Below are 26,055 nucleotides of genomic sequence, written 5' to 3'. Positions count from 1 at the left end.
TGTGGGCTTTTGTTTTAAAACGAGTATTGAGAAGCAAGAATGATCCCGGCATAAGAGACGGTGCTGCCGCTAGAATTCGTTTGAGCATTAGGCGGGCTTTTGTAGGCCGAATAGTAAGCGCCGAAATAGTTTCTGATAAAACTGATTTTGTAGTCAAATCCACCAGAGACTAACCAGATATCTGAAGGGTTCTCGGAGCGTAGCTTAGAGTAACTAACACCTGCGTAAATATTATTTCCGGATTGAAGAGCTTGTTCTAGCCCCAACCCGACAGCTTCGGTACGATCTTTCTTGATGTCTTCTTCGCCAGTTTGATCTTCGATGCTTCCCTCGACTATGTTGATATCCAAAAGAATTCGTGTTGATTTCAGGTTTATACTGGCGCCAAGTCCATAGTTTGTTGGTGTTGTCAGCGCGTTACCGGTGTTCGTCGATTCATCGTAGACAGTGCCGTTTGATGAAACGGAGTAAGCGAATTTACTATAGCTGGAAGTCATGACGCTTCCTTGAGGCTGATAGTAAGTACCAACGCTATAGCTTGAATCCTTCAGTAAGAGTCCTAGACGTGTAAGGACATTAGTCGATTTTGAGTTAGTGTTATCGAAAGAGCCTGTATAGATGTTGCCAGTCGGGACATGGGTTTTTGAGAATATACTTTGCTTAATCTCTAACGAGTTTAAGCTTGCTGTAATTCCATAATGAAGCTGAAGAGTTTTTGTGAACTCCGCTGAATTTGCAAAAATCACTCCGATATTCAAAGAGTTTAGTGACGCTTCATACTCGGTATAGCCCGTAAAATTGGTTTCATTGTATGCAAAGAGCTTGTCAAAACTTAGCATGTAATCGGTGTTGATGAAGAATCCGACATTTCCCCAGCTGGTTTTGTTATAACCCGTGATAAGACCCGGGATCTGAGAAAATGAGGGGCTCGTACTTTTGTCTCTAAAGCTACTCTCATTCCCCATTTTCGTAGAGGTGACATTTAAAAGAGAACCGCTGGCTGAAATTCTATCTGAAGAAAGTCCTGCAGCACTTGCTGGATTATAAATAGGAGCGCCCTCAGAAGATGGAAGCGAGATCCCCACATTTCCCATCAAGGCTTCGCGTTGTCCTTGTGGAATAAAATAGCTATAGGCTTGGCACCACGCAGGCATTGCAAATAGTAGAATAAAAAGACGTTTTAATACGTTTGCCATATGAGTTTTGTCGAGGTCGATAAAGAATCAAAAATAAAATAAGGATTATTATACAGATCCTTACTGTCATACTTTTCTAAGTGTCCGACCTTTTCAATACGTAGAACTCCGTCATTTTCGCTCATCTCCCAAAGTGCAACATAAGCAGCAGCGTTAAATTTGATGTCGGGATGTTGTCGGATCGTCCGGACCGAGAAAACGAGGGTTTTACAGCTTTCCTCGCGGCACATGATGGCGCTTTCAACTTTTACGTCGTTAATAAGCACAGAAAAGCTTTGCGGAGTTTTTGCATCTTTATTCAAGATCTGACTTTGGCTACTTTCAGTTTCGCCGATAGAGACTTTGAGTGTCATCACGGGTTTTTCATTTTTTACTGAAAGTGAATAGCTAAGTTGGCCTTTGTGAGAGTCGAGATCCCACTTCGCCGCCTCTGAAATAACAAAACCAAGAGTGGTCTTGTCTGACGTGACGTTGAGTTGCTTCATCGAGTACGATTTTTTCCAGACGCTGTCTTTTTCTTCGGTTGACGGAGCAAGTTTATAGCTTCCAGGAAGATTTTCTTTATTGGTATCGCAAGCCACAAATAGAAGTGTCGCAAATGCGAGCGTCAGCCACTTCATAGTGCCACTCCAAAACTCAAACCTGCCCAAGGGAAAATTTTGTCGTAGACAAAGACTAAGCCCTGGACTCTGAAAATGGCGCCATCGGCAGTTCTGTATTCGTAACCAGTACCAACTGAAGGAACTGCTAAAAGTAAATCCACGCTATTATCCATCGACATATCAGCTTTATCGATACTGATTTCTTGATCCTCGACACCTTCAGCAGAGTAAGTCATTCTCATGCCCGAGAAAACGGTCGAGAGATCAATGTTGGCAGTTGCATGTGCTTTAAAGAAAGTCACCGCGGTTGATAGGAAAGGTCTATGGGCCTGGAAAGGGAAGTAAAAGTTCGCATACACGGGTAAGGTGAATAACTCGATTTGTGCATCTGAAACCGTCGGCTTCGCACGGATAGACTGATAGGAAACGCCAAAACCGATCGCTGATTTTAAAGATGCTAGATAATCATAATTGAGTGAGTAAAGTCCGCCTTTGCCCAAGGTCTCTACGCTGAGAGCGTGGCGGCTGTAGAACTTTTTGGCAGGAATCGTGAGTTGAAGATCCTGTTCTTGCGCAAAAGCAGCGCGAGGCAAAGCCATTCCGCTCGCCAAAACAAAGACACTCGCTAAAACCAAAAAGTTTTTGATCATTCTTATACCCTTCGCATCCGCAAAGTGTTTAGCAAACCTTGTTCCCATTTGTGGAACGGTATAAGAGATTTAACCTGTCGAAATCTTGGCCAAATGCGCTTTATGGGCGGCTAAAAAGAGCCTTTAAAGCGCTGAATATTGAGATGCTCTGGGGTTGAGCGGCCGAAAAGACTGCCTACTAAGACTTTGGCGGCATGAAAACTAAGACCCATTCCGTGCCCTGAGCACCCAGCCATCAAGTGGATATTAGGATTATTGGGTGTTGCTCCGATCATCATTTGCTCGTCGGGCGTAAAGCCCATGATGCCAGACCACTGGTATGCGACTTTAGCGTCTTTGCCGTATTTGAAATGATCTTTCACGAAATCCAAAAGCGCTTTTTGAATCACTTCCGTCGTTTGATCCATCAAGCTATTTTCAGTTTCTATCGATAGATTTCTAAACCCACCAATCAGCAAGTGTCCGGTTGGTAGTTGTCGAAAGTAACATAAGTATTTCGTCAGATAACAAGGTCCCTTTACGAATTTCGGTAGAGGTTCAGTCACTAGAATTTGGCCGCGATTAGGAGTGATGAGTTTTGCGAAATTTTTCAAGACCAATGGCAGGTAAGCATTGAGTGTTAATAAAACCTTCGGAGTTTCAAAAACCCCGTGGTCCGTTTTGACTTCTTGAATGTGTTTTTTATCCTGAATACTGAAGACTTCTGTAGACTCGTAGATATCTATCTTCAGCTTTGCTTTTAAACGCTCTAAAAGCTTCACAGGATGTACAAATCCATCTCCGCGATAGACAATGCCCCCAGTAAATCCAGTGACGCCATAGTCGCTTTCCATCGCGCTTGACTGGACTTCTTGAACATCCAGACCATGAGTCCTCATCGTTTGCGCGATTTCTTTGTATTTTTCCCAGTGAGTATCGCTTGGGGCGACAGTGCAAGATCCAGTTTGTTGGTAATCGACATCGCTGGCTTTATCTTCAATGATTTGTTCTAACAAAAGGCGACGGTTTTCTTCAGAGAATTTCCAGATATCGATGGCTTTGGTGGTTCCGAATTTTGAATTAAGCTTCATAAAATGCTCTGTCGATCCACAGGTTACAAAGCCTGCGTTTCTGCCAGAGGCGCCAAAGCCTATGCGATTCTTTTCTAAAAGGGCGATCTTTGCCTGCGGTTGTTCTTTTTGCAGCCAATAAGCGGTTGAAAGTCCCGCGATCCCGCCACCGACAATCACATAGTCGTAAGTTTTCTTTGAAGAGCTCGTCGTGCGATCCAACCAATAGGAAATACTCATGGCTTCTCCTTGAGATGTAGGATCATCTCTTCAGCCGTACAACGGCAAGGTTTGCCGTCTAAGACACATTCATAGTCGACATCAATCCAGTATTCGGGGTGAGTTGCGACAGATTTAAAACCTTGCTTGGTTAAATAGCGCATCGAGGAATTATTCGGAGATTCCTTCCAAGCATGAGTCGCAATAGCTTCAGCTCCAAGTTTGCGGAAAGCTGCAATAGATGCCGCAGAAAGCTTCGGGCCCCAGCCCTGGCCTTGAGCTTCAGAGGCTAAGAATAAGCTTTGAAAGTAAGCCACTTTGTCTGCAGGAACTTGCCATAAATCACTGCGAAGCTTTTTGCCTTTTCCTTTAGTCCAAAGGCCTGGTGGGTAGGCCAAGCGAAGACCATAGATCTTTGCCCCCTCTGATAAAACAAAGGAGCACATGATTCCTTGTGAGACTGATTTGTGAAAGTTTTCTTCGAGCTCTTTTTCTGAAAAATAATTCTTACCGATAGTTTGATCAGTAAAGGCTTTAACGGCCGGAATATCTTTCAGTGTGAGCTCGCGAATTTCCATTACATTGCTTGATAAAGATCTTTAGGGTTTAGGGACTTTTTAATAATTTTAAGATCTTTTAGCTGTGTGATCAAATCCTGCCAGCGTTGTTCCGACATAAAGCCCAGACCTTTTTGCTTGGTCTCTGTCGTTTCGATCAAAGATTTCTGAGCTGTGGCGCTTTTTGCAAAGGTCTCAGCATCCATTGATTTATTGATTCCAGCCATGTGTTTATTAGTAGGTTCTGGATTTTTTAAATACTCTTCCCAGCCAGCACGAATAGCATCGATCATTGCTTTAGAGGTCTTTGGATCTTTCTTTAGGGTTTCCGCAGAAACCGCAACCACTGTTGTATAAGGATTAAAGCCTTCCTCTGAAACCAGGAAAGTTTTTGTTTTAAGTCCGGCTTTTTCAGCCAATAGTGGTTCTGACGTAAAGAAACACTGCTGAGAGTATTGCGGATCTTTTACGAAATTAGTGATACCGCCTAAGTACGGCACGACTTTCACTTTAGGTTGCGGATACTTCTTAAGAAGAAATTGCGCATAAGAAAGCCCGCTTTGCACAGAAAGAACGCCTTCAGAAGCAAATACGTCTTTCAAGGTTTTAAAGCCACGAGCTTCATGAGTCATGATTGCTTGCGGATTTGTCTGATAGGTTGCAAAAAGACCGACGATTTTAGATCCACGGTCTTGCGCTAGGATGATTTCCTCAGCGCTGACGATCGCATAGTCGACTTTGTTAGCGCCTAACATTTGCACCGTAGGGGTTCCAGAGCCACCTTCAAGAATTTCGACATCCAAACCGCGTTTTTTAAACTCGCCATTGATTTGAGCCGTGTAGAATCCGCCAAACTGAGGTTCTGCTTTCCAATTCAAAGCCAGTTTTGTTTTTGTAGGAGTCGCTGCGAAAACCATCGTTGCAGACAAAGAAACCAAAATATTGAGTAACATAATTTTCATAGGTTAATCCTTTAAGTTCAAAGCGTAAGGTCTGATCTGTTGAAGAGTTCTGTGAATAACTTTTAAGAAAAAGATGCAGCCAAGTCCCATAAGTGATAACAACCCAAGAGCTGCAAAAACAATATCAATACGTTGTTGTGTGCGTGCGGAATCTATCATCGCGCCCAGGCCGCCGCCTGCGACAAACTCTCCAGCAATTGCACCGATGATTGCAAGCCCGATAGAAACCTTTAGTCCCGCATAGCTAGAAGAATATGCTGAAGGAATTTTTAACTTCCATAAGGTTTGCCAAGCATTTGCGCCATAGAGTTTGAAAAGCTCAAGCTCTGCACGAGGAACACCTTCTAAGCCCAAGAGGGTATTTGCAATGATCGGAAATACAGACACGATAAACGATGCAGCAACCACCGTCGGCATACCAAAACCAAAATAAATAACTAAAAGTGGAGCAATCGCAATAATTGGGACGGTTTGAAAGAAAATGGCAAAAGGCAAAATTGATTTTTTTAAGAACTCGGATAATGAAAACAAAACTGCCAACAAATTACCAAACAAAATACTTAAGACTAAGCCAGCAAGGGACCCTTGCAAAGTTTCTAGAAAAGCTTTCGTGAAGTCCGATTTGTTTTCAAACAAAGTATTTAGAACCGTACTAGGTGCCGGAAAAAGATATTCCGGAATCCAGCTCAAGCGCACTGCGGTCTCAAAGAGGGCAATAAAGAGTGCAAAACTTACGAGTGCTGGCACATTAACGCGGGAGTTTTTCATAAGAAAGCCTCCTGCATCTTCTGGCTGAGTCTTCCGACCATGGTTTGATATTCGGAGCTTGCTCGAAGGTCTTCATTTCGGCTTTGTGAATAATGAAGCTTCTCGTTTAAGACAAACTTGCCTTGCTGAGTGCTCATCATCAAAACCCGGTCTGCTAAGAACGCAGCCTCATAACTGGAGTGAGTGACGAAAACGACGCTGAGATTTTCTTTCTCGCAAAGCGCACGCAATTGTTTTTGCAGGCTAAAGCGTGTGACCTCATCTAAGGCTGAGAACGGTTCATCCATAAAAAGAATTTTTGGCGAAGAACTAAGAGCGCGAGCGATAGACACGCGCATCTTCATTCCGCCTGAAAGTTCGTGCGGGTATTGTGCAGCCGCTGTTTTTAGCTGAACCTTTTCAATCGCTGCAAGGGCTTTTTGGTTTTGCTCGTCCTGGGATAGCTGTTTTTGCAACTCTAACGGTAAGCGGGTGTTCTCAAGAACATTTCGCCAGGCTAAAAGTTGCGCCTCTTGAAAAACAAAACCAAATTCTTTGGTAGAGCGAATGACTTCACCGCGAGTAGGCTCTTCGAGTCCCGCCATTAATCTTAGAAGAGTCGACTTGCCACAACCTGAGGGGCCTAAAAGGCACAAAAACTCTCCGGCATGTAAATTGAGATTCACTGAGGTTAGAACTTCACGATCCTTGAACTTTTTTTGGATGTTTTTAAGCTCTAAGACCGTTGATTCTGCCACGACTACATCCAATCGTAGTTAAAGCTGATGCTGATGCGTTCTGTGTCCGAGAGATTTTGCGGAACTTCATGGCGCATCCAGCTTTCAAACAGAACTAGATTCCCTGCTTGAGGCTTTAGTTCAACAAAGTGTTGATTGCGTTCTTGCGCTTTAGTCTTTCTTGGCGGGGAGGCCATAAAGCCCACCATGCGTGGATCTTCGAACTTGATAGAACTGCAATTTTTCGGTGTTTGTACGTAATAAGTCCCGCTAATCACCGACAATGGATGAATGTGCATCGTGTGAAAAGCTCCGGCCGGCATAATGTTGATCCAGCAGGTGCGCATTTGGATTTGTTTCGGATCTACATCCATCTCTAAATACTTGATGTATTGGCGGACATGTTTGTCGATGTGAGTTTTCAAATCCTCAAAAGTCGTTGAGACCTGATGAAGATGTGCGATAGAACCGTAAGAGGTATAACCCCCGCGATAGTTCTGCTCAGACCACTCAATTCCGGCATCATCGATCTGGCTAAATTTGAGACTTTCCTCAAGCAACTCGCCATTAAGCTTTTTAAGGCCACGGGAGGCAAGAGGGGCATAGTAAATAGGGGATGGAAATAGGTTCTTTATCATCTCAATTTGAAACAATAGCCCGTCTAAAGCCCTCGGGCAAGCATGAGCTCGAATATATGCACCCCTTCCAGTCAGAATCTGAACACTTGTATTCCTAAATTGGCAGTTTCCCGGGGTGGGACGTTGGCACATCCTCAAAGTCGATTATATCGCAGCTCGCTTGGCACTATGCTTGCTCTAGTACTAGGTATACGACGAATTTTTTAACTCGGAGGACTTATATGAAAACAACTCTTCTAACACTCGTAGTGGTGATGATGATTCCAGCGATCTCTTCTGCAAAAGTAGAGGATTTCAATGCAATGATCAACGAGAACTCACAAGCACAAAGCCAACTTCATAATGAACTTAAAGAACAAATGAGTGAAACTCGCCAAGCTCAGCAAAAAGCTCCTAGAAAAGAGATGATCGCTGATTCTGACGAGGTTTCAAATAGCGTGATTTCTCCAACTAAGAAATCAATGCTGACTTTCCAAAAAGAAACGGTTCACTACCGTCCTTCTGAGGAAAAGCAAATGCAACGCTTGGCGAACGAAATCAAGTCTGCTGACAGATCGTTCTAAGCTGCACTTTTAAATTCTACCCCCTAAATGGCCGGCGATCCCCCCTCCCGGCCATTTCCCTTTTTTACGTCTACTAAAGTCTATATTTGAAGACCCCATCTGTTTAAATAACGAGCTTTTAATATACTGATCCTATGCCTAGATTAGCTCTCTTGATTATTACGACTTCATTGACCTTTGGCTGCGCCACCGTATCGCGCCTTCCCAATAACGATGGGACTCCGGTTCCTGAAAACTCTCCCGAGCTTAATAATGCTGTTGTGAATATCAAAGTGGGTGGAAAGACTTTTTGTTCAGGATTTTTAGATCAATCCAAAAAAATTGTAACCGCGGCTCATTGCTTTAATGCAATTATCAATGGAAAGCTGAAAGTGAGCGAGATTCAGGTCGAAAACAAGCATCAAAATAGAACATATAGCTCAAAAGTCGAACAAGTCTACATCGAGAAGTCTTATCAGTCTTCTAATGACCTGGGAAATGCCGACATAGCAGTTCTATACTTGCAAAAGGGACTTCCCAAGTCCCATCAAATTAAGGCGCTGCCAGACCACGAACCAACAAGCGAAAATGATTCATTTCTACTGGCTGCTTTTGGTTGGAATCCAGACCTCAATGAGAGGAATTTTGAAGCGGGTGTTTTAAGGCAAGAAAAGATCGATATAGAGCACATTGAGCAAAACGGAGAGTTGGTTTCGCGTCATAAGAAAGGTCAACTGACATGTTCTGCAGACTCAGGAGGACCTCTTTTCGCTGTAAAGAATGGAGTTCTGTTTCATGCAGCTGTAGTTTCAGGAACATCCACACAAAGTTCAGCAAATGTGGCGGATGAAATGACCCCCGAGCAACTTGCTTACATTATGTCTTTACCAGCCCCAGAAACGATGACAGAGGCTGAAAGAATCAAAGTTATGAGAACGCTTTGCAACTTTGGGGGACGTGATTATTGGACGAATGTTCAAAAATACACTTCCTTTGTGAAGAACCCGAAAGAACACGGACGCCTTTTGCAGGATGTCCCTTCTGGAGCAGGCCAGGGCGCGTCCCCGGCGCGAATTCAAGGCACTCGGTAATCTAAAATCTCATCGAGAATGTTGGAAGTTGAATATAGACTTCATTGGCGCTGCTGCGATCTGCAATCAGGCTTGCAGTGATGAGCCACACGTCCCACCACGCGTGAATAAAGATGTTTTCACCTAGATCAAAACCGTTACGCTCGGCGAGCCAGCCCAAATACCAACCTGCGATCAATTGCGGATATGGTGCTGGTCCATGCATAAATCCAAAGACTAAGCCTTGAGCGAAATTTGCCCAACCAGAGCCGCCCCAAGCTTCGTAAAGAGTCGGGTGTAAGACTCCGCGGAAGTAAGCTTCTTCACCCGTTCCCGCATTGTAACTTAAGTACATACCCGTTGCGATATCGCCGCCGCGATAGTGGAGTTTGTCGGGAACGCTTGGATCGTTCACCAAATAGTCATAGCTAAGTCCCAGCGAGAGCAAAAACGGAATCCAAGTCGTGGCTCTTGTCATATAGGAAAAATGAAAAGGAGCTTTTAAATACTCAGTAGCGCTTTGGTTTTTCGGAAGAAATTGAAACTTTCCTTCAGCTTGATACGCTTTTACGCGAGAGTTGAAAGTATCCCAGCCACTCATAAAGCCCGCTTGGATGTACATCGAATTTCCGATAAGTTCCTGATGTTTGATGTCCTCGTGGTAGTTGAGATCATCCTTGCCGGCGCCACTGAGACTTTCGAGATATTTCTGTTCTTTTTGGTAGGCATCTACAGCTATATAGGCGCCAGTAAATCCTACTCCTGCAAACAAGAGTGATTTCGAAGTTTCGTTATCCATTCCCTGGCCAAGTCCCGGTAAAAATATATTCAGCGTTGGCGTCCAGAAGATGGATTTTTTCTCGTAAACGGGGGCTGGCGGTGGAGTTGGTGCCTCTTCCGCATAACAAACAGAATTTAAAACTAACGAGCTTATACAAATACTAAGGATGAAACGTTTCAAAGGATGAGCTTTCTAAGTTCTTGCTGAGAATAAACGTAATCCGCGTAAATCATCGTGTTTGTGATGTTCCGATGCCCTAAGGCCACCTGGACCAAACGCAGATCTTTGGTCTTCTGATAAAGCTCGATCGCGAAAGTATGTCGAAGCGAGTGAAACTTCTTTGGAACGGGTCTGTAAAGCTCCCAGATTTGATAGAGCCGATCATAAGTAATCCCAAAGACACGACGACCATCTTGTTGAGATGCGAATCTGTGAAGCCTTTTAAAGAAGTCCGAATGAAGCGGAATTTCCCGGTCATTGGAGCTTTTAATCCCCCGGATAAAGACGCTTTCATCGTAGGTATTTAAATCCGACATCGAAATGTTCAAAAGTTCCTGAGCTCGCGCCCCCGTCCTAAGTCCGAGGTCGATCAATAAACAATTTCGGGGGTCTTTATCCTGATAATCCGTGATGATTTTTTTGAGCCTTTCGACTTCGGGCGGCAAAAGATACTTGTTTTTATTAAGTGAATATCGCGTTGCCGGGCTAGCCAAAATGAACCTCAAAAAACGATGAAAAAACCTAGGAAAAAAGTGCTTATTTGATGATGAAAAAGCCCCAGACCTTTGTAAAGAAGAGATAGGAAAATGCCGATACTAATAACGCGTTGCATTTGTCTCGCGAGTGGATCGACTTTTCGTGAATGCGTTGAGTCATTTTATATACGCGATGCGTAAAGTGAAAATTCCGAATATTTCAAACCTAAAAATACGCCTTATTTCCACTATTTAGTACTAAAGAAAATAACTAAAAGCTTTAGATTGTTTTGAAAAACCCCTTATCAGACCCCTCGGAAACGAAAGCTTTAATAAAAACAAGTATTTAGCTTGACCCCTCTTGAGCTTCCATTCATCATTTATTGTAATTCACAACGCATATATTTGCGGATCACAACATAGATGTTGTGAAATACCACGCATGCCAACATGAATGCGTAGCGTTACAAGAGGGGTAGCCATGGAAATGGAAGACGAAAAGAAATTCACTCGCGAGGCAAATATTCCCGGCTTTTTTGAGGGTTCTGAAGATGGGGTCCGATCTAAGACTTCAACTCGGATCTTTTATGAGGCTCAAGTTTCAGTCATTCAAAAGCAGCTCGGAAATCTCGAAAAAATCCGCACGGATTTAGGCCTTTCTCAACGTAAAATCTGTCAACTTTTGATGGTCGATCCATCGGCTTGGACGCGTTGGAATCGAGGCCGGGAAGATGCTCCCCCGCATATTTGGCGGGCTTTGCAGTGGTATATGACTTTGCAGGAAAAAATCCCAGGTTTAACTCCACAATATTTCATTGGTAAAGACCCACAAATTTTGCACGAAAAAGCTCTGTCTCGTATTGAAGAGGAAAAAGCTCAGCGTGAGAATTTAGAGTCCGAGCTCCAAGGCCTGCGCGTTTCTTTTAGGGAACAGCAAGAAAAGCTTCTGAAAAACCTGCGATTTCATCGTATTCTTAGTTATGTGTTGATCGGCACAACGGCGATCATGGCTTTTTTGTTGGTTTTAGCCTCTCGGGGAGTTTGAATGGGGTTTCTTCGTCACGGAATCATGTTTTTTGCGGTTTTATCTCTAATTTCCTGCAAAAACAGTGGCGAAGATGCAGGACTCACGACTTCTTGTTCAACGACTCAATTAGAATCTGATATTTCAACGATTTTAGCTTCGGTCAGTACGGATGTGGATTTTTCATTTTCAGTAGAAAGATCTGATGGTCGAAGATTCACGTACAATCGTGGTTCTTCAACCATGCAAACATCCTACGAATCAGCCTCGACCTCGAAACTAGTCACTTCAGTCATTATTCTTCGCCTTGTTCAGAACGGATATTTAACTCTGACGGCAAAACCTCAGGATTTTATTACAAGTTGGCCTCTGACGAATGCAGAAGCTCTTTATAATATGACGTTATCACAGCTTCTAAGTTTTACTTCGGGACTGACGTCGGAACCCATTTGTTTAAACTCGGGCATCGCCAATTTTGAAACCTGTGTGAATAATATTGCAAATACCAATTCTGGAAACGGCAAAACACCGGGGCAGGAATTTTATTATTCTGGCACTCACATGCAGGTAGCGGGTCTTATGGCCGTGAAAGCACGCGGAGTCGCCAACTGGCAGAGTGTTTTTAGCGAATTTAAAACTCAGACGGGGCTTTTTTCTTCAGGCGCGTATGATCTGCCTTCTTCAACAAATCCTCGACTCGCAGGTGGGATGCATTGGACGGGCGAGGAATACATGGCGTTCTTAAAAGCTCTCAAAGATGGAAACCTTCTGAATACGAGCTCGATGAGTCTTTTGCTTGCAGATCGGATCTCGACGGCCAGTATTGGAAATTCTCCAGCTATAACGAGCTTGAGTGAGGATTGGCATTACGGCTATGGTTTGTGGCATGAATGTCAAAGTGCGAGCTTCAACTGCACAGCAGGCACTCGAGTTTCAAGTCCGGGGTCTTATGGAGCTTATCCATTTTGGGATCGCACAAATTCCTATTTTGGCCTTGTTGCCCGCGAAGGAGGTCTTGCGACCTTTCCTAACGGGCTCGCCGTGGAGCGCGCCGTTCGCTCTAAAGTGGAATCCTGGGCGGCTTGTCAGTAATCTAGTGATGCCCCTCGTGGGAAGTGTCTTCAGAAATCTCTTTCGGAAAACTCTTTAAAGGCAGGGGATATTTTACTTCGTTGCCTACAGCGTTGTCTCGTGTGGCTTGAATAACGATCTCTCCCTTTGCAGGATATTTCTTTTCCGGGATGCAATGAAAATGATTACTTCCCATCACTGAGCAATTAAATTTAATCAAAGACTTTTTATGGCGAGCCGTCGCTGCAATTTTCGAATCTTTGACTGTTGGGTTTTTAAATTCCATGTCCAACAAAAAGATATGGAGACTTTGGTCTTTATCCATATTGAGCTCAACATGAAAAGCGCCGGGCATTTTGATGTGGCCTCCGTGAGGGCCTGGTTTGTCTTCGCCGTGGGCCCAAGAAAGAGCTGGAACTAAAAGTAGCGCGGCCAAAAATCTCATTTATATCTCCTTGAAAGATAACTCTGATCTACATTAGGAAAGCATTTCATTTTTTGTGACAAAGGGCTCAGAAATAATGCCATTTCTCATAAAGTGTTCGAGGAGCAGGCCTTTTGCCTATTCAGTCGCAGTCATTGATGCTGAGTAAAGTCGTGAAAACATACGGAATGGATTATTAAAATAAAAAAAACCGGAGATTTTAGTCTCCGGTTTCGGGGAGTAATTTCAAGGGAAAATTATTAAATACCAGCAAGAGCGTCTTTGATCGCTTTGCGAGTTTCTCTGATTTCTTTCAAAACATTGTCCGTGTCAGGGCTTTGAGCGCCGGTAATGATGCTAGCAATTTGACCACCAGCTGAAACCAAAGCACCCGCGATCATCACTGTTTGAAGAGTTGTTTGTGCAGAACCAGTCACTTTAGCTTTCGCCGAAATCACCAAAGAAGACACAGCCGCCGCAGTACCAGCAAATTGAGCTATGCGAGCAATAGTTCTGTTACGAGAAACATCAGAACCATCTTCTTTATAAATGCCTAAGGCTTTTCTAGTCTCTTGAACTTCTGTGCTTAAGCGCGCAATCAATTCTGTCTGAGCTGGGTTTGGTGAATTGGCCAAAGCATTTTCAAGCTCGACTTGAGTTTTATCAAGTTCAGCTTGCGCTTTCGTGATGTCCACGACCGTAGGTTTTCTAATAGTAAGCATACCAGTTACGTTTGAAAGCGTTGTTGCGATAACACCGCCAGTTATAGCGAGAATGGTCGCATTCGTCGCATTACGCATAGATGCTTTTGAGGTATAAACGGCAACGCCGCCTAAGAAGAGACCCAGGGCTGCAGCACCAATAGTCAGACCATTTGCAGTACCCACGCTGTCTTTATTGATAATATCGGCTTCAGCAGTTGCAAGAGCATCGTCAAAAATAAGGATTTGAGTTTTAAGGTCTTCAGAGCTTTGTTGAGCAGCTGAGATAGCTTGGTTACCAATATCTGCCGTGCGGTCTGGATTCGCGAAACCAACACTTTGGAAAGCCATAACACCAGCAACTGTAAGACTGATAGCTTTTGTCTTCATAAAAGCACTCCTTTATACGTCCTTTAAGGTTTAACCCGCTGGTTTATCTGCGATCTTTATGCCGCCATGAAGTGGTATTAGAGTGTTCTCGCGCAGGGGGCTCTGTTGATCTTTTAAACAGGGGCCTTTATGGGGCTATAAAAACAAAAAAAACCGGAGGCTTTGAAACCTCCGGTTTAGAATTAAGTCTTAGAGAAATTCAGAATTAAAGACCAGCCAAAGCAGTTCTAACGGCTTTACGAGTCTCTCTGATTTCTTTCAAAACGTTCTCAGTATCAGCAGACTGCATACCAGTTACGATACTAGCCAATTGGCCACCAGCAGAAGCTACAGTGCCCAGAATAAACGTGCTCTTAAGAACATTTTTAACAAGAGGGTTGCTAACTTTGCTGCCACCGATAAGAGACGCAAATGCCACAACAGTTCCGCTAAATTGAGCAAGACGAACCATTGTTCTGTTACGAGTAAGGTCAGAACCATCTTGCTTATATGCAGCCAACGCCGACTTTGTTTCTTTAAGCTCTTCGTTTAGACGCGCGAGCATCTCTGCTTGAGCTGGAGTCTCAGAGCTTGCAATAACTTTTTCTAGCTCAGCTTGAGTCTTGTTAAGTTCTTCAGCAGCTTTATCGATATCTGCAGCTGTAGGTTGATTCACAGTCAAAAGACCGCTTACGTTAGAAATAGCAGAAGCGCCAACAGCCGTTGCGAAAGTTAGGATCAATGCGTTTGTACCAAGATAGAAACTACCCAACATTCTTTTTTCACTCATTACAGAAAGAGCACCCAAAGCTACGCCGACAGCAGCGCCACCAAGAGTGATTGCATTAGAAACGCTATCGTTTTTTTCCTTGTTAACGATATCGCTTTCAGCTTGTGCAAGAGCTTCATCGAAAGCAAGAACTTGAGCTTTAAGTTCTTGATTGCTTTGCTTAGCTGTAGAGATTGCTTGATTACCGATATCAGCAGTACGGCTAATATTAGCGAAAGCAGAACTTTGGAAGGCCATAACACCTGCAACTGTAAGACTAATAGCTTTTGTTTTCATGGAATCACTCCTTAATAATATTTAGGACCCAGTCCCTGAGGGGGAGAGACTTTGATGGGCCATTGTTTTAGTTTCGCTGGTTTCTTTGCGATCACTGTGCCGAATTCAAAAGAGCTTAATGACGATCTGAGCTGAGTTTTTGTGTTCAAATTTTTTTCAGGCGCCGCAGATGGGCTTTTTGGGCACGTCATTTCTGGCGTAACGATAGTAAATTCAAGAGCTTATGATCCCACCGCTTTTTGTGGAGCGCGCAGTGAGACGTGAAAATAAAAAAAACGGAGGCAAGGGCCTCCGTTTTGAAAATCAAGTTCTGCTTTAAGTTAAAACTTAAAGTTTGATATCAGCCAATGCTGAACGAGTCAGGCGAATCTCTTTCAAAACAGCTTCAGAGTTATAAGACTGAAGACTTGTTACGATATTCGCAAGAACTCCTCCGGCAGAAGCGACACTGCCGAGCCCAAGAGCTGCCATGGAAGTCACACTAGCAACACTAGTACGTTGAGACGGGAAAGACATTCCAACAACAAAGCCACCAGCAATAAGAACAGCACCTGTAAACTGAGCAACACGAGCGGCCATTCTGTTACGTGATAAGTCAGAACCGTCTTCTTTATAGATTGCTAGAGCTTTTTTAACCTCTAGAACATCGCCTTTAACCTTAGAAAGCGCCTCTCTTTGTTGAGAATCCGTAGTGTTTGCCAAGGCTTGATCGATGCTTTTCTCTGTCTTTTCGAGTTCTAATTGAGCAGCATCAATATCCGCTGCAGATTTTTGGTTTGAGTTTACGATACCCATTAAGCCAGCAGCAGCGGTTACTACCACTGAAGCAGTTGCAGCGAAAAGAGCCGGGTCGCCGGTCTTAGTATTTGTTTTTACAAAATAAACCGTAAGACCTGCCAGAGCCACACCAACAGCCGTGCCAGCCAAAGTAATAGCGTTTGTGACATTGCCAGAATTGTCTTTATTAAGGATCTCTTGTTCGGTTTGCTCTAAGGCTTTATCAAAAGCAGCGATCTGCTGTTTTAATTGTTCCATGTTTTGCTGAGCAGCTGCAATCGATTGATTGGCAACGCCAGAGGTGCGATCTACATTTGCAAAGCCAACACTTTGAAAAGTCATAACACCCGCAAGAGTCATGCAAATCCATTTTGTTTTCATAATAAAACTCCTTAATTCTTTAAAACCGATGTTCGGAACAAAGGCTTTAAAATGTATTTCTATTTTCTGCGATTCCCTGTATTTGCGAGTTTTAAGCCACCGCGAGATCTATTTTATGTGAGGACGTGGCGATTTTAGTGTTCAGCCTTTATACAAACGCCGTTTTTACGGTCCCCAAAATAGGGTGGGATCTGTTCCGAACACACTCTGCGTACAAACTGATGTAAACTATTTTTAACCGAATTGGGATCTTCAGGAGTCCTCCATCTAGCAAACTGTCAAGGAGGACGGATGCCTATTTTTGCTATTCTATTTTTAGTTCTATTATCAGCCTGTGCCCCCGAGGGGGAACACACAACAACAACCCAGGATCAAAAAGTCACCGACAAGTTAATCTATGGCGATGATGATCGAAGAGATCTTTATGATGTCGCCAATGCTTTGAATAAAAAGCTCGCGGACTCAACAGTCGCCTTGATTGAGAGTTCGAATTTAAAAGCTCAAGGCGCGAGTGTCTTTGGGCTTCCGGCAGAAACCTATGGAAGTCAGCAGCTGCTATGTAGCACTGAAGTATTCTATGACCAACCAGCTGCGGCCTTTTGTTCTGGATCACTTGTGGGACCGAATCTGATTCTTACAGCTGGTCACTGTATTAAAGACGCCAGCGATTGCGCGGATGTGCGATTTGTCTTTGGCTATGCCGTGAAACAACTTGGAAAATATCCTGTGACAGTGGCTCAAGGCGAAGTTTACTCGTGCAAACGCATTGTTTCGCGCAAACTTGAAGGTGCAGGTTCAGATTATGCACTGATTGAAACCGATCGTCCTGTTGTTGGTCATGAAGTACTTAAACTACAAAGGTCGAGGGTCGCAGCAGTAGGGGATGCACTAACTGTGATTGGTCACCCGTCTGGACTTCCAACAAAAGTAGCAAGCGGCGGAAAAGTTCGCAAAGTCCAACCAGCACATCTTGTGACGAACCTTGATACCTATGGCGGAAACTCTGGTTCTGGAGTCTTTAATTCAGAAACGGGAGAGATCGTGGGCATCCTTGTTCGTGGTGATACGGATTTCATCTCTAAAGGCTCTTGCTACGTTTCAAATCGTTGTCCCGCTGATGGATGTAGGGGTGAAGATGTGACCCGTATAGACCAAGTGGCTGCGCTTATTCCTGAAGTGCCAACAAGTCCCACACCGACACCGGCTCCGAGTCCATCACCTTCCCCAAGTCCAGTGCCGGTTGAAAGAGTTTATAGTGTAAAAGCCAGTGCCGCGATTCCGGATAACAACGCTAAAGGTGCAGAGTCCAGCATTCAAGTTAGCGAAGCCGTTGCCGGAAGAAAAGTTTTGATCGGTGTCGACATTGAACACACGTACGTAGGGGATCTTACTTTAACTTTGATCTCTCCGAGTGGGAAATCCTATATCCTTCGCAAAAACAAGGGTGGTCGTGCAAGAGATATCAAAGGAGTCTTTGGCGAAGCGCTTACTTCCGAGACTAGCTTAGCGCCACTTTCATCATCAGCGGCAGGTACATGGAGACTTAAAGTTGTCGATAGTCTTTCCAGAGATGTTGGAACACTCCGAGAATGGAAAGTTATTCTGAAGTAAGTGATTTTGTTCTCAAATTTGTGTCGGTGTCAGAGGGCGTCTGGTGTCAAAGCCCTCTACATTTAGATGCATTATAGTAGCCCTCAGAGCGGATTAGAAATTGCTAGTAAATCCCTCTGAGGTGTCTATGAAAACGATTTTCGGTGCTTTGACAGGTTTTTTGATCAGTTCTGTAGCGATGGCTCAAGTCCAAAGTGCTTCCTTCACGGAACAAGAAATTCAGACTCACAAACAAAATATCAACATTATCACTGAAACTGCAGGCGCCTGCTTAGACGAGATCTATGACGATCACGTGCAGTTTTATAACAAGTGGCATATTTCAAAGTACTACGGAAATCGTAAGCCAGAACATCAGACAACTGCAGGTCTTAAAATGCAGCTCGAGAAATACGGAGCTCCAGCGCATTTGATCTCGGAACTAACTCCGACAAGCTGTATTGGTTTGACTATCAAATGTCTAGGTCGCGGCTTTCAGCAGGCGGGGATGGAAAAGACTTGGAAGAAAATCCATAACGTTCTTGCCATCAATAACAACTTCTTCGGAACGGACCTACAAAACATGCTCAGCCAATTGGGCTGGAAGGTCCTCTATTGGAATCCAAATCCTGAAAATAACAAGGCATGGGATCTTGATGATCAGAAGCTCACTCCATTAGCCCCAGGCAGAGTTTGGATGCCGGTATGGGGTGGTCACGCCTACAGATATTCCTTAGTCATGAAGAAACAAAACTATTATGGAGTCCACGTTGATGATGCTGAGACCTTGGTAGGTTTTAAAACCACGGTGCCGGAGTCCTTCAAACAGGCCCCTTTCTTTGTGGGGACAGCTCATGCGGGTTATCACGTGTTTCCAGGTAAATTCGGTCAGGTGATCGAGGCTCATAGCGTGCGTAATCTAAATGCCTTTGATAACCTTGAAATCAGTGACTTTAATCCACTTGGAACTGGCGGCGGTCCTCGTTGGACCCGTACCGAGAAGTACCGATCGGGCCTTATTGCGATTCCGCCTACAAATTAAGCGTCTATTAGCTTTGGCGAGGTCAAAACACAGAGGGAAATACTCTCTGTGTTCAGTCCTTTTGCAGAAGTGCTCTTGCCTTTGAAAATTCCACCTGCTTTCAAAAATTTGAAACCACTTTGTTTTCAAATACCTAGAAGAAAAATGGGTCTTCGGCTATAAACAGGCCCATGAAAAAGACGGAATCTAAAGCATCACTGCTCAAGCGTATCGACCCGACAGAGCTTCTTCGTAAGACCCTGGCTGACCGTTGCGCAAAGAACCCGCAGTACTCAGTAAGGGCTTTTGCAAGAGCCACTGGGATCAGTCACACGGTTCTTTCATTGGTGCTTTCAGGAAAACGGCCTTTATCTAAAAAGGCTGCTTTAAAACTTGCTGATCACTTAGAGTTGGGACCTAAGCAGCGTTTGGCCCTAATGGCGGCTAAGAAGAAAATTGAAGCCGACGATTATCAAACTCTCTCTTTGGATTCCTTCGAGGTGATTTCAGAATGGTATCACTATGCGATCTTAAGCTTATTAGAACTGCCGGAAGCAGTTTTTGAAGCTAAGTGGATTTCACAAAGACTTGGTATTAATCCGCTGAACGCAAAGCTTGCGATGGAGCGCCTACAGCGCCTAAGTCTTGTCGAGCAAGGTGACGACGGCAAGTGGCGCCAATCAGGCAAACCTTTAAAAATTGATAATGCGATTTCAACAGTCGCTACTAAAAAATTCCACAAGCAGCTTTTACAGCTAGCTGCTGATTCTATTGATCGTGATCCTATTTCAGTCAGAGATGTTTCATCGATGACATTTACTTTGGATCCATCTCAAATGGAATATGCTCGTCAACGTATCCGTGATTTCCGCCGCGAGCTTGTTGCGGAGTTGGAAATCAAAGGAAGCCCTTCTTCAGTTTATAATTTTACATTGCAACTTTGTCCGGTAACCCCCGTTACCAAAGAAAAGGAATAATTTATGAAAAAGATGTTTTTATCTATGCTAGTAGTGGCATTTGCTTCCGTAAGCTTCGCGGGCAACGAAGGTCCACAAGCGGCTCCTGAGTATCCAGGTCCTAAGACAGTAACAGTATTAGCTGAGCGTGTTCTCTCTAGCGGCTTTGTGCCCCCAGGTGCTGTTGGTCTTCGAAAAACCCAAGTTCTATCTGATGGCTCTGTTGTTAGATTGGAGTGGTTTGGTGGCGCTAAACCAAGAAAGATGTCTATCTTGACTCTTTCACAGAAAAAGTTGGCAAATTTAGTACAGCTTATCAATCAGATCCAGGAGGGTGACTTGTTTGACCTAAATCCAGCAGCTCCTAGTTGCCAAGATGCTCCGACTTCATCTGATGCGGTTTACAAAAACGGCGTTGAAATCAAAATCGCACAAAATGCAGACTGCAAACCGTACGGCCGCAAAAATGCGACCGCTGCTGATGCAAGAGTGATCAACCTTCTCAATGCAATCGAGCAGATTGCTAACGATCTAGTTAAAGCAAATTAAAGGAATAATTTATGAAAAAAATATTTTTATCCTCGCTTGTATTAGTGTTTGCGTCCCTTAGCTTTGCCGGAAATGAAGGTCCTCAGGCTGGACCTCCATATCGAGCAACAATCATTGCTGAAAGAACAGTCGGCGGCGGTTATCCTCCACCTCCAGGACATTCTCACGGTCGCAGCATTCAGATAACGGATGACGGAACTGTGCTAAAAGCAGAGTGGTTTGTGGGCGAACAAGACCCAAGAATCACCCACGTAATGAAGCTCACGGTGAAGCAGCTAACGAAGCTGCAAAAGAATATTCAATCTATCCAACCAGGAGATTTAATCGAACCGAATCCGGAACAAAGAGGATGTTATGATGCTCCTACAAGCACGGATAGAGTTTATAAATCTGGTCTTGTCATTAAGATCGCTCAAAAAGCAGCCTGCAAGCAATATACTCGCGAAAATGCCAAACTAGCGGACAGAAAAGTGATCAATCTACTGAACGCTCTCGAAGAGCTTGTCCGACAAGCAGAGTAATTTGATTTAAAAAGAGAGATCGTAAAAGCCCGTGGGAAAAATCCCCGGGCTTTTTATTTTGATATTGATTACATCTTCGAGATTACGTACCGTTTAAGAATGCGAAAAATCATTCTGAGCGTGATCGTGGCGACAGTCACTATCGCTAATACGAAATTCACTACAAGCTTTGCTCAAGATACTTATGAACCAGAGCCGATAGCGAGTGAAACCGTCGTTAAAGAAGATTACTCCAAAAAATTAATTTGGTTACCGATTGCCTATTACACCCCTGAAACAAAGCTTGCCGGTGGGGTTTTACTGATCAAAAATCTATGGAAAGAAAAAGAAGGCCGGACCTCCAATGTCATGGCAACCGCATCGGTCACTATCAATAATCAGGTCATGACTAGCATCAGTCCACGCTTGTATTTCGATAAAGGCTCGTGGGACTTGGGCGGTACTATCTACTATAGCTACTTCCCCAATAAGTATTATGGTCGGGGAGTAGACAACTCGTTAAGTACTCCTGAAAAATACACCGAGAATATTTTCTTGCTCTCTGCGAATGCTGGAAAAAATATTTACTCTCACTTGTTTATTCGCGGGGGACTTGGTCAAGACCTTCGTAAGATCATCGATTCGGAAGATGGCGGTTTGATTCAAGCAGAAACTCAGTTACTAACGCCAAGTCTGCAGGTTTTTTCAGGGAATGTGGGCTTAGAGTGGGATGAACGTGATTACCCCCAAGGTCCTCGCCAAGGATCCTTGTACCGTGTTCATCAAAGCTTTTTCGATCCCAAAGATCGTGAGGGCAATAAGTCAATCGATCGCTTTAACAAAATCGATTTTGACTTCAGACAGTATGTGACGGTGGCTCCGCGCTGGGTCGCAGCGGGACAACTCATGGCCTCAGAAATCCAAGGCGACGAAGTTCCCTTTCAGTATTTGAACTCTATTGGCGGCGGCTCACGTATGCGTGGCTATTACTCGGGGCAATACCGGGACAAAGCCGTTGGTATGTTTCAAACCGAAGTGCGCTATGAGAAAAATGACAAGTGGACCTATGCGGGTTTTGCAGGCATCGCGCGCATGGCTACGAAAATAAGCGACCTAAATCATGCAGATAGTTTTTACTCTGCAGGCGCAGGTGTGCATTACACTTTAGACCCCGAAAACAGGACTAAACTGCGTCTTGATGTAGGTTTCGCAGGCAAAGAAACCGGTGCTTATTTTTTGATCGGGGAAGCGTTCTAATTCAGCAAAAACTATTGCAGAGCATAACTGCTAGTCTTTTTACTCAAAAGTCATAATCATCACGAAATCTTTAAGACAGGTTCAAGACCTACAAAGGAGATTCTTTTGGGAACTTTCGAGTTGATTTCAAAACATGGTAACCATGAACAAGTAGTATTCTGTCACGACCCTAGCGTAGGTTTGAAGGCGATCATTGCCATCCACAATACCTCTCTTGGTCCCGCTCTTGGCGGCACTAGAATGTGGAATTATAAGAATGAAGAAGAGGCTTTAGTCGACGTTCTTCGTTTGTCTAAAGGGATGACTTACAAAGCAGCTGCTGCAGGTTTGAACTTGGGCGGCGGTAAAGCGGTTATCATCGGTGACCCTAAGAAAGATAAATCGGAAGGTCTTTTCCGTGCTTTCGGTCAATTCGTAAACTCTTTGAACGGTCGTTACATCACAGCTGAAGACGTCGGCACTAACGTGACTGACATGGAGCACATCTTCATGGAAACTCCATGGGTGACTGGTATTCCTAAAGGTTTCGGCGGTTCTGGCGATCCATCTCCATACACGGCGCACGGCGTTTTGATGGGTATTAAAGCCGCTGCTAAAGAAAAGTTCGGCACAGACTCTTTGAAGGGTTTGAAAGTTGCTGTTCAAGGCCTTGGCAACGTGGGTTCTAACCTAGTGAAGTACTTGATTGAAGAAGGCGCAAAAACGGTTGTTGCTGATATCGATCAAGGCCGCGTAAAAATGATGCACGACCAGTTCGGTTGTGAGGTTTCTAATCCAGACGCGATCCTGACTGTTGAGTGCGATATCTTTGCGCCTTGCGCATTGGGCGCAGTTGTTAATGACAACACCATCACTAAACTTAAAACAAAAGTGATCGCGGGCGGCGCTAATAACGTTCTAGCTGAAGCTCGTCACGGTGACCAATTGCGTGAATTGGGCATCCTTTACACTCCTGACTACGTTATCAATGCCGGTGGTTTGATGAACGTATTCGTAGAGCTAGAAGGTTACTCTCCAGACCGCGCATTTGATAAAACTCGTAAAGTTTACGACAACTGTATGAAAGTGTTTGAAATTGCGAAACGCGACAATATTGGCACTCATGTGGCAGCGGATCGTTTGGCGGAAGAACGTATTACCACTATTGGTCGTCTTAAACAAAGACACCCTGGTAAATCCAGCCGTGCATTCTCGACTCTTAGAGAAGTGTACAACCGCTAATTCTCTCCAAAATCGAGTGAATTTACAGAACCCACATTTCTTACGAGATGTGGGTTTTTTTCGTCATGTCCTAAATGCTATCTTGACAATAAACCCGCGCCATCATTCAATAATCTCCTAAATCTAACTATTTAACGAGGATACCGTTTTGAGCACCAAGCTTTCTAAAGAAGATGTAAAATCCCCAGACCAAGTTCTTAAAACCCTGAACCAGGGCTTTCAATGGAGTCAAAGTCACTCTAAGGCCTTGATCGCAGGTCTTATCGCTTTCGCAGTGATTGGTATTGGCTATTCTATCTTCAGCAACATGGCTGAAAGAAAAGAAACTCAGGCGCAAGAAGCTTACTTCAAATTTGAAAAAAGCTATCTCGATAAAAAGCGTGATTTCGAAGAGGCTGAAAGAAATGCAACTCGTCCTCCAGTAAAAGATGCGAAAGACCAACCAGCACCAAAAGCGAAAGCTAGTGGCGACATGGACAAGGACTACGGCTCTGAAGTTGCTGGATTCAAGCAAGTAATGGATTCCCATCCAACTTCAAAAGCAGCACAAATGGCGGCTTTGAACTTAAGCGAAATCTACATGAACTACAAAAAAACGGACGATGCCTCAGCAACTTTGCAAAAAGTGGCGGGTCAAAGTGGTGGTAAAGATTTGATCTCTTTCATCGTACTTTCTCAGTACGGCAACGTTTTGTCTGAGAAAGACGATTGCAAAGGTGCCGTTGATCAGTGGAGTAAAGTTTTGTCACGCTCTGAAGCAGGCTTCTTGCACGACACTCTTCGTATTAAATCTGCATTCTGCTACGAAAAGTTGAATGACTTCGCAAAAGCGGAAGAGCTCTACAAAAAAGTTAGCCAAAACTCTCAAGATCCTAAAAACCCACAAGCGGGTGAAGTGGGTCTTGGTAAAGACGCTGAAAAATATCTTCGTTTGTTGAAACTAAAACAAAACGCGGGCTAACAAAGGATTCTATTTTGAAAAAATCCTCTCTCTTTTTTGTTGTCGGATTGTTTTCTTCAACGCTTCTTACAGGGTGCTCGACCTTTGAGAACCTTTTAAGTCGTACCGCTGAAAAAAGAGAGTTCCAGGTTCGTGAAGTTTGGGTTCGCCAAGGTCCACAAAAAGACAACTTGGGTTTCCGTAAAATCAATCGCATGACTCCGCTTATTGTTGGCGACCTATTGATCGAAGCCAATGCTTTGGACGGCATGGTTGCTTATCACCGCGATGGTGGCCATCAAGTATGGCGCTTAAACGTCTTAAATGGTGTTGAGGCGGGTGCGGCTCTGGTGAATGATCGTTTATTCTTTGGCGCAAGTGATGGCAGTTTCTACTCTGTAAATGCCAAGACGGGGAAAGTTCTCTGGACCTTCCCAACACGCACTGAAAACATCTCAGAACCATTCTTAGACACGACAAATGGCATTGTCTACTTCATCAGTGGCGCGAACGTTGTCTATGCTCTAGACGCTGAATCCGGTCGCCAGGTGTGGTTGTATTCTCGTCAGGATAATTCTAATTTCTCGATCCGTGGTGGCTCTAAACCTGCACTGAAAGACGGAAATCTTTTTGTCGGCTTCAGTGACGGGACCTTAGTAAGTTTGAATGCTAAGACGGGGAATCTGCAGTGGGAACTACCACTGAATAAAAATAAAAAATTCCGTGATATTGATGCCGCCCCTGTTGTGGATGGCGATCAAATCTTTGTCTCTGGTTATGACGACAAGCTTTACTGCATTAATGCTGGTAAAGGTGATATTCAGTGGAAAATCGATGGGGGAGGCTACTACCCTGTTACGATTTCTGGCGATAAGATTTATTACTCGACAACATCAGGTGAAGTTTGGGCTTTGCAAAGAGGCAATGGCGACAAGATTTGGTCTTATAAAGTTCCTGAAGGTGTCCCAACTCAAGCAAAGGTCTATAAAGGCCTTGCGGTATTTGGTGAATCTCAAGGTGCTTTGAAGTTCTTGGATGCAAATACTGGCAAACAAGTTTCTTCCTACAGTCCTGGCCGCGGAATCATGTCGACTCCGTTGGTAGATGACAAAAACAATCATATTTATTTCATTTCGGGTGAAGCCAACGTTTACGCTATGGAAGCGAAATGGTCTTATCCGCAATGGATCCCATATTTGCAATAACCTGCGGAGACTTGTGATGACGACAACGATGAAATGGATTTGTTCAGGTGCTTTAAGTCTGGTTCTTTTGGGCTGTGCCACTGGCAAATGTGTGAATCAACAAAATCATCCAAGCAATACAGCAACTACAAACACTGCAGCCGGCACAACAACGGCGACTGCTCCGGCGACAAGTGTTGCAGTTGCAACAACGCCAGCGGCAGCTACCGCAAGCACTGGAGGCGCGGTGAAACCAGCATCCAAATTAGACCGTGTTAAAGTTTATAAGCCAGATGGATCTTTGCAGTGCGGACAAGGCAAGGCCACACCTCTAGCAGACATGCAAAAAGACCTTAAAAACATCAAGGTTCATTCTAGCTTCAATAAGAATGACGGCATGATGAGAATTCAAGTTTGTGGAGCTCCAACAGGCAATTCAAATGTCTATGAAATTGACCGCAAAGACCTCGAAGTCGCTCTGAAGTATGGTTTTAAAGAGTGGACTTTCGATAATTAGGTCAAATCTCTGTCAAAAAAATCTTAACCACACCCTGCGAAGATATAGTCGCTTACAAAGTG

At 44.1% G+C, this 26,055-nt stretch carries 29 protein-coding genes; 14 read left to right on the top strand and 15 right to left on the bottom strand.

The features are described 5' to 3' along the window. Positions 1-14 precede the first annotated feature (14 nt). The 9 genes from ACLWBB_RS10130 to ACLWBB_RS10090 form a co-directional block, all read right to left on the bottom strand. Positions 15-1,196, bottom strand: a complete 1,182-nt coding sequence (locus ACLWBB_RS10130; RefSeq protein WP_413291527.1) for a hypothetical protein — start codon at positions 1,194-1,196, stop codon at positions 15-17. Further along, positions 1,181-1,816: a hypothetical protein gene (locus tag ACLWBB_RS10125; RefSeq protein ID WP_413291526.1), complete on the bottom strand. Its 636-nt coding sequence runs from the start codon at positions 1,814-1,816 to the stop codon at positions 1,181-1,183. Before ACLWBB_RS10125 ends, ACLWBB_RS10130 begins: the two co-directional genes overlap by 16 nt. Continuing rightward, positions 1,813-2,448 carry a hypothetical protein gene (locus ACLWBB_RS10120; protein ID WP_413291525.1) on the bottom strand — a complete coding sequence of 212 codons (636 nt, stop codon included), beginning with the start codon at positions 2,446-2,448 and terminating at the stop codon, positions 1,813-1,815. The genes ACLWBB_RS10125 and ACLWBB_RS10120 overlap by 4 nt, the downstream gene beginning before the upstream one ends. Positions 2,449-2,558: 110 nt before the next feature. Continuing rightward, on the bottom strand, positions 2,559-3,737 hold the full coding sequence (locus ACLWBB_RS10115) for an NAD(P)/FAD-dependent oxidoreductase (protein WP_413291524.1): 1,179 nt from the start codon (positions 3,735-3,737) through the stop codon (positions 2,559-2,561). Beyond that, the gene (locus ACLWBB_RS10110) at positions 3,734-4,294 is read right to left on the bottom strand and encodes a GNAT family N-acetyltransferase (protein WP_413291523.1); all 561 of its coding nucleotides are present in this window, start codon (positions 4,292-4,294) and stop codon (positions 3,734-3,736) included. Before ACLWBB_RS10110 ends, ACLWBB_RS10115 begins: the two co-directional genes overlap by 4 nt. Further along, positions 4,294-5,235 (bottom strand): ABC transporter substrate-binding protein, encoded by a 942-nt coding sequence (locus tag ACLWBB_RS10105; RefSeq protein ID WP_413291522.1) that lies wholly within the window; start codon positions 5,233-5,235, stop codon positions 4,294-4,296. The genes ACLWBB_RS10110 and ACLWBB_RS10105 overlap by 1 nt, the downstream gene beginning before the upstream one ends. A 3-nt stretch (positions 5,236-5,238) precedes the next feature. Further along, complete coding sequence (locus tag ACLWBB_RS10100; RefSeq protein ID WP_413291521.1) at positions 5,239-6,003, bottom strand: ABC transporter permease; 765 nt, start codon at positions 6,001-6,003, stop codon at positions 5,239-5,241. Beyond that, positions 6,000-6,740 (bottom strand): ABC transporter ATP-binding protein, encoded by a 741-nt coding sequence (locus ACLWBB_RS10095; RefSeq protein ID WP_413291520.1) that lies wholly within the window; start codon positions 6,738-6,740, stop codon positions 6,000-6,002. Before ACLWBB_RS10095 ends, ACLWBB_RS10100 begins: the two co-directional genes overlap by 4 nt. Positions 6,741-6,742: 2 nt before the next feature. After that, positions 6,743-7,357 (bottom strand): TIGR02466 family protein, encoded by a 615-nt coding sequence (locus tag ACLWBB_RS10090; protein ID WP_413291519.1) that lies wholly within the window; start codon positions 7,355-7,357, stop codon positions 6,743-6,745. A 221-nt stretch (positions 7,358-7,578) separates the two neighbouring features. Here ACLWBB_RS10090 and ACLWBB_RS10085 point away from each other — a divergent pair, with 221 nt between their 5' ends. Next, complete coding sequence (locus tag ACLWBB_RS10085) at positions 7,579-7,920, top strand: hypothetical protein (RefSeq protein ID WP_413291518.1); 342 nt, start codon at positions 7,579-7,581, stop codon at positions 7,918-7,920. 134 nt (positions 7,921-8,054) lie between these two features. Next, positions 8,055-8,990, top strand: coding sequence for a trypsin-like serine protease (locus tag ACLWBB_RS10080; RefSeq protein ID WP_413291517.1), 936 nt, complete (start codon positions 8,055-8,057; stop codon positions 8,988-8,990). 1 nt (position 8,991) lies between these two features. Here ACLWBB_RS10080 and ACLWBB_RS10075 read toward each other — a convergent pair whose 3' ends face one another. Together ACLWBB_RS10075 and ACLWBB_RS10070 are read right to left on the bottom strand one after the other, a co-directional pair. Continuing rightward, complete coding sequence (locus ACLWBB_RS10075; protein ID WP_413291516.1) at positions 8,992-9,930, bottom strand: CPBP family intramembrane glutamic endopeptidase; 939 nt, start codon at positions 9,928-9,930, stop codon at positions 8,992-8,994. Beyond that, a complete protein-coding gene (locus tag ACLWBB_RS10070; protein ID WP_413291600.1) occupies positions 9,927-10,415 on the bottom strand; it encodes a tyrosine-type recombinase/integrase in 489 nt (162 codons plus the stop codon). The genes ACLWBB_RS10075 and ACLWBB_RS10070 overlap by 4 nt, the downstream gene beginning before the upstream one ends. A 511-nt stretch (positions 10,416-10,926) precedes the next feature. Here ACLWBB_RS10070 and ACLWBB_RS10065 point away from each other — a divergent pair. Continuing rightward, positions 10,927-11,490 (top strand): hypothetical protein, encoded by a 564-nt coding sequence (locus tag ACLWBB_RS10065; RefSeq protein ID WP_413291515.1) that lies wholly within the window; start codon positions 10,927-10,929, stop codon positions 11,488-11,490. Next, positions 11,491-12,561, top strand: coding sequence for a serine hydrolase (locus ACLWBB_RS10060; RefSeq protein ID WP_413291514.1), 1,071 nt, complete (start codon positions 11,491-11,493; stop codon positions 12,559-12,561). 1 nt (position 12,562) lies between these two features. Here ACLWBB_RS10060 and ACLWBB_RS10055 read toward each other — a convergent pair whose 3' ends face one another. From ACLWBB_RS10055 to ACLWBB_RS10040, 4 genes are all read right to left on the bottom strand, one after another. After that, positions 12,563-12,985, bottom strand: a complete 423-nt coding sequence (locus tag ACLWBB_RS10055; RefSeq protein ID WP_413291513.1) for a hypothetical protein — start codon at positions 12,983-12,985, stop codon at positions 12,563-12,565. A 239-nt stretch (positions 12,986-13,224) separates the two neighbouring features. After that, the gene (locus tag ACLWBB_RS10050) at positions 13,225-14,055 is read right to left on the bottom strand and encodes a hypothetical protein (protein WP_413291512.1); all 831 of its coding nucleotides are present in this window, start codon (positions 14,053-14,055) and stop codon (positions 13,225-13,227) included. 205 nt (positions 14,056-14,260) lie between these two features. After that, positions 14,261-15,100 (bottom strand): hypothetical protein, encoded by an 840-nt coding sequence (locus ACLWBB_RS10045; RefSeq protein WP_413291511.1) that lies wholly within the window; start codon positions 15,098-15,100, stop codon positions 14,261-14,263. A 327-nt stretch (positions 15,101-15,427) separates the two neighbouring features. Beyond that, entirely contained in the window at positions 15,428-16,258 is an 831-nt protein-coding gene (locus tag ACLWBB_RS10040) for a hypothetical protein (RefSeq protein WP_413291510.1), read from the bottom strand. Between the two features lie 291 nt (positions 16,259-16,549). On the opposite strand from ACLWBB_RS10040, the gene ACLWBB_RS10035 reads away from it, so the two are divergent. The 10 genes from ACLWBB_RS10035 to ACLWBB_RS09990 all read left to right on the top strand — a co-directional run bounded on the left by ACLWBB_RS10035 (position 16,550) and on the right by ACLWBB_RS09990 (position 25,993). Then, positions 16,550-17,869 carry a trypsin-like peptidase domain-containing protein gene (locus tag ACLWBB_RS10035; RefSeq protein WP_413291509.1) on the top strand — a complete coding sequence of 440 codons (1,320 nt, stop codon included), beginning with the start codon at positions 16,550-16,552 and terminating at the stop codon, positions 17,867-17,869. Between the two features lie 127 nt (positions 17,870-17,996). Further along, a complete protein-coding gene (locus ACLWBB_RS10030) occupies positions 17,997-18,890 on the top strand; it encodes a hypothetical protein (RefSeq protein ID WP_413291508.1) in 894 nt (297 codons plus the stop codon). Between the two features lie 170 nt (positions 18,891-19,060). Beyond that, positions 19,061-19,846: a TIGR02147 family protein gene (locus tag ACLWBB_RS10025; RefSeq protein ID WP_413291507.1), complete on the top strand. Its 786-nt coding sequence runs from the start codon at positions 19,061-19,063 to the stop codon at positions 19,844-19,846. 3 nt (positions 19,847-19,849) lie between these two features. After that, positions 19,850-20,374 (top strand): hypothetical protein, encoded by a 525-nt coding sequence (locus ACLWBB_RS10020; protein WP_413291506.1) that lies wholly within the window; start codon positions 19,850-19,852, stop codon positions 20,372-20,374. An 11-nt stretch (positions 20,375-20,385) separates the two neighbouring features. After that, complete coding sequence (locus tag ACLWBB_RS10015) at positions 20,386-20,895, top strand: hypothetical protein (protein ID WP_413291505.1); 510 nt, start codon at positions 20,386-20,388, stop codon at positions 20,893-20,895. Between the two features lie 99 nt (positions 20,896-20,994). After that, on the top strand, positions 20,995-22,131 hold the full coding sequence (locus ACLWBB_RS10010; RefSeq protein WP_413291503.1) for a BamA/TamA family outer membrane protein: 1,137 nt from the start codon (positions 20,995-20,997) through the stop codon (positions 22,129-22,131). 105 nt (positions 22,132-22,236) lie between these two features. Then, on the top strand, positions 22,237-23,352 hold the full coding sequence (locus ACLWBB_RS10005; RefSeq protein WP_413291502.1) for a Glu/Leu/Phe/Val dehydrogenase dimerization domain-containing protein: 1,116 nt from the start codon (positions 22,237-22,239) through the stop codon (positions 23,350-23,352). 148 nt (positions 23,353-23,500) lie between these two features. Continuing rightward, on the top strand, positions 23,501-24,313 hold the full coding sequence (locus ACLWBB_RS10000; RefSeq protein WP_413291501.1) for a tetratricopeptide repeat protein: 813 nt from the start codon (positions 23,501-23,503) through the stop codon (positions 24,311-24,313). Positions 24,314-24,327: 14 nt separating this feature from the next. Then, positions 24,328-25,497: a PQQ-binding-like beta-propeller repeat protein gene (locus ACLWBB_RS09995; RefSeq protein WP_413291500.1), complete on the top strand. Its 1,170-nt coding sequence runs from the start codon at positions 24,328-24,330 to the stop codon at positions 25,495-25,497. 16 nt (positions 25,498-25,513) lie between these two features. After that, positions 25,514-25,993 carry a hypothetical protein gene (locus ACLWBB_RS09990; RefSeq protein ID WP_413291499.1) on the top strand — a complete coding sequence of 160 codons (480 nt, stop codon included), beginning with the start codon at positions 25,514-25,516 and terminating at the stop codon, positions 25,991-25,993. The last annotated feature ends 62 nt before the right edge of the window (positions 25,994-26,055 follow it).

The sequence above is a fragment of the Bdellovibrio sp. HCB337 genome, from assembly GCF_047302465.1.
GTDB lineage: Bacteria > Bdellovibrionota > Bdellovibrionia > Bdellovibrionales > Bdellovibrionaceae > JACMRP01.
Note: the sequence above shows the minus strand (reverse complement) of the source record. Positions and strands in the feature narration are given on the sequence as shown.